Consider the following 3807-nt stretch of genomic DNA (forward strand, 5'->3'; position numbering starts at 1 on the left):
ATGTCAATACATCGATGTCGGCGCCGACGGTGCCATCCGTTGGCCCACGGGCAGGTGCGGGAACTGACCGAGCACAGCGTCATCCTCACCGACGGCACGGAACTGCCTGCCGACCTCGTCGTCTACGCGACCGGCTACGGCTCGATGAACGGCTGGGCGGCCGACCTCATCGGTCAGGACGTCGCCGATGCGGTGGGCAAGTGCTGGGGATTCGGATCCGGCACCATCAAGGATCCGGGGCCGTGGGAAGGCGAGCTACGGAACATGTGGAAGCCGACTCAGCAGCATGGCCTGTGGTTCCACGGCGGCAATCTGCATCAGTCCCGGCACTATTCGCTGTATCCCGCGCTACAGCTGAAGGCGCGCTTCGAAGGGATTGCGACACCGGTCTTCAGGCAGCAGGCGGTTCATCACCTGAGCTGACGGCCCGTAGTGGCCGACCCTCGCTGGGTCGGCCAATACGCGGTGCCACTACGGCGTCGAGTAGCCGATGAGGGCGCCGATGCCCGCACCGATCGGGATGGTCACCAGTGCGCCGACTCCGCCGAGGAAGAAGCCGAGCACTGCGCCGATACCGGCGCCGATGAGCGCGCCGATGCCCGCGTTGTGCTGCTTGCGGGCCTGGGTGTCACCGGCCGCGTCGACGAACTCGGCCGAGTTGGCGGTGACGACGGCCGGTGCGGCGGCGGGAGTCAGCGTCGCTGACCGTCCGTCGGCGGAGATGCCTGCCACCAGATCGAAATCGCCTGCGCCGGTGATGATGCGGGTCGGCACGGCGGCGACCACCCGACCCTCCTGGTTCGTGAGGGTGACCGCACCACCGGCGACACCGAACGTGCCGTCCGGGGCGGACACCGTGAGCCCGGAGCCATCGGCCAGCGGACTCGCGGTGAACGCGACGCCGCTGTCGACGCCCTGCACGATCGGAACCGCTGCGGATGGTGCTGCCTGCGCGGTGGTGGTGGCCGCGAGGCCGACAGCTCCTGTCGCGAGAACGGCGATCGCGCTGAATTTCGAGAAATGCATCCTGCCCCTCCAGTCTGCCCGCCAATCCGGCGGAACATCCTCTGCCGGACCGGATCTCGGTCCGAGAACATTTTCGCATCGTCAACGATTCCGTGGAACCCACCAGCGGTGATACCGGAAAAACATCATCACTTCGACACAAAGGGCGAATTACCTTGCCACACCATAGATATTGATACGGTTGCCGGAAATATGCCTATGCCTATGTGCGCCGGTCGGATTTCGTTGGCAGGATCGAAGGAGTTCAACGATCCGAGACGAAGGGGAACCGATGACAATCCTGGTTACCGGGGCGACGGCCAATATCGGGCGCATGGTCGTGGACCAGCTGATCGCGCGAGGTGCCACCGACATTCGCGCGCTGACGATCAACCCGAGCAAGGCCGCGCTGCCCGCCGGGGTTCAGGTGGCCAAGGGGCATCTGGGCAGGCTGGACAGCTTGCCCGCCGCATTCGCGGGCGTCGACCGGATGTACCTGGCACCGTCGCCGGACAATGTCACCGAGGTGCTCGAGCTGGCGCGGGCAGCCGGTGTGCGACACGTCGTCGATCTGTCCGGTGAACCCGAAAGCTGGTGGGGCAGTGTCTGTAAGGCCGTAGAGGGCAGCGGCCTGGCCTGGACCCATCTGTGGCCTGCCGACTTCATGGAGAACACCCTGACGTGGTCCCAGCAGATCCGTGCGAACGGTGCCGTCTGGGAGCCGCACCCCGACAGCGCGAGCGCGCCCATCGCCATGAACGACATCGCCGCCGTCGCCGCCACCGCCCTACTCACCGACGGACATCTCGGCCGCGCGCACTCGCTCGCGGGCCCGGAGATCCTGTCCCGCGCCGACCTGGTCGCACACCTCTCCGACGCGCTCGACCGTGACATCACCTTCCGCACCTCGACCCGCGAGGAAACCATCGCCGCCCTGCGACCCACCATGGGCGACAACACGACCTGGTACGTCGACAATGTCCTGCTCGACTACGTCCCGACCCCGGAATCCCTGCCTATCACCAGCGTCGAGGACATCACCGGCCACCCCGCCACCACTTTCAACCACTGGGCGCACGCGAACGCCGCCCGCTTTCTCGCCGACTGACGCATCCGGTCGCGGGTGCCGGCCCGTGTATCGGGAACGGTCGCGGAAATGATGCGGAGGTGTCGGGCGGCGTGCGCACTGGTGACATATCCGATTGCAGCGCTTGGTTTTCGGGGAGGGGGCCCGGTGAGCAATGTCCTTCTCGCCGTCCATGATTTAGTGGGCCCGGTGCTCGCGATGAGTCCGGCACCGGAGGCTCCGCCGGCCTCCGAGCGGCTTCTGCAGCTGGTGCGCTACCTTTCGTGGCTCGCGCTCCTGCTGGTCCCGGTGCTGGTGATCGTCGTGGTCGTCGTCCTCGTGCGGGTACTGCGGTCGCGCTCCACCGAGCCGAGCCTGCCACCGCACCGGACGCCGCCGTCGAGCCCGGCCCCCGCCCCACCAACCGCCGACGCGCCGGCGCCACCGTCGTCCTCGCGCCCGCTTCGGGGCGGATGGCACGCGGTGCCCGATCCGACCGACCGACCGAGCGCGGTACCGGACCTCCCGCTCCCCGGAGCGGATGGCTGGCCGCCACCGGACCCGACGGTGTGGGGACGTCCCGGGCAGAGCTGATCGCCCGACCCGGCACCGGAATATTCCTTGCCCCGTGAAAGGGGATGTTGCGGGGTACAAGGAATCGGGAGGCGCTGAGGGAGTTCGACCAAACCTTTGTGCGGTCGGTTCCTGGAAGCCATCGGAAATGCCACCATGTGGGCATTTCGGGTGGCTTCCAGGGGTTCGGCGGTATTGCTGTGGGAAAGATTTTGGCGCCAATAGGCCGATTGGTCGCGGCGGTCGCATTGATTGTCGGGGCGATTGTCGCGCTGCAGGGGCGTTTACCTGGGACGGTTGTTCCCAGTGAATCCGGCGGAACCTCGCCGGTGGCTGTCGCATTGATGCCGGTATTGCTGCTGGTTTCGGTGGTGATCTTGCTCGCGGGAGCCATCGTCAGTCAGCACCGGCTGCCATTGGCGATGCCCGCGGTCGAGCGTGATCTCGGGGTTCGCTTGTCGTTCAGGCGTTTCGCGGTGCTGACCCCGATTGCGCTCAGTGCTGTCGCGCTGACGTTCGCGGTCGGTGTCACCATGCTGTTCGTATTGCCCGGTGCCAGGCGTCAGCCGACTTCGGCGCCGCCGGTGACCGCGGCGAAAGCGTGGGCGCCGCCGGTGTCGGGCGAGGTCGATGTGCAGGTGATCGATTCGGCGGTCGAGCCGGCGCGCCTGAGCGGGATGGCGTTGCTGGGGGCGGTGGGGCTGGCGGTCGTGCTGATCGGTATCGCGTTGGCCGGTCTCGTCGGCGTCACTGTCGCCGGGCGGCGGGCCCCCGTGGTCGACGGGGCGCAACTGACCGAAGAGGAGGTGGTGAATACGGTCCACTCGCTGACCAGGGCCGCCGAGATGGGCCTGGCGGCGATGAACGCACCGGGACAGGACGCGCGCACCGCGGTGATCGCCTGCTATGTGGCGATGGAGGCCGGACTGGCGGCGGATCGTGCCGCGGCGCCGTTGATTTCGGATACCCCGAGGGAAGTGCTGGAGCGGGCATTCGACAGTGGCGTGCTGCACGACGACGGCGCACACGAACTGGTAGCGCTGTTCGAGGAGGCCAGGTTCAGTCCGCACGCCATGCTGGGCTGGCAGCGCATCCGTGCCGAACAACTGCTGCGCCTGGTACTCGCCGACCTCCAAGCCCGCGACGAGGTATCCGTTTGACAC

Annotated in this window: 4 protein-coding genes and 1 pseudogene; 4 read left to right on the forward strand and 1 reads right to left on the reverse strand. The window is 67.2% G+C overall.

Annotated features, from left to right (window positions below):
• Window positions 1-423 (forward strand): annotated as a pseudogene (locus ACFWO8_RS33080) (NAD(P)/FAD-dependent oxidoreductase); the annotation flags it as partial.
• Window positions 424-471: 48 nt separating this feature from the next.
• Here ACFWO8_RS33080 and ACFWO8_RS33085 read toward each other — a convergent pair.
• Window positions 472-1026, reverse strand: a complete 555-nt coding sequence (locus ACFWO8_RS33085) for a hypothetical protein (RefSeq protein ID WP_378974739.1) — start codon at window positions 1024-1026, stop codon at window positions 472-474.
• Between the two features lie 271 nt (window positions 1027-1297).
• Here ACFWO8_RS33085 and ACFWO8_RS33090 point away from each other — a divergent pair, with 271 nt between their 5' ends.
• The 3 genes from ACFWO8_RS33090 (at window position 1298) to ACFWO8_RS33100 (ending at window position 3804) form a co-directional block, all read left to right on the forward strand.
• Window positions 1298-2113, forward strand: a complete 816-nt coding sequence (locus tag ACFWO8_RS33090; protein WP_378974744.1) for an NAD(P)H-binding protein — start codon at window positions 1298-1300, stop codon at window positions 2111-2113.
• A 177-nt stretch (window positions 2114-2290) separates the two neighbouring features.
• Window positions 2291-2665 carry a hypothetical protein gene (locus tag ACFWO8_RS33095; protein WP_378974749.1) on the forward strand — a complete coding sequence of 125 codons (375 nt, stop codon included), beginning with the start codon at window positions 2291-2293 and terminating at the stop codon, window positions 2663-2665.
• 308 nt (window positions 2666-2973) lie between these two features.
• Window positions 2974-3804, forward strand: coding sequence for a DUF4129 domain-containing protein (locus tag ACFWO8_RS33100; RefSeq protein ID WP_378974752.1), 831 nt, complete (start codon window positions 2974-2976; stop codon window positions 3802-3804).
• Window positions 3805-3807 lie beyond the last annotated feature (3 nt).

The sequence above is a fragment of the Nocardia sp. NPDC058480 genome (genome assembly GCF_042720495.1).
In the GTDB taxonomy this organism is placed as follows: Bacteria; Actinomycetota; Actinomycetes; order Mycobacteriales; family Mycobacteriaceae; genus Nocardia.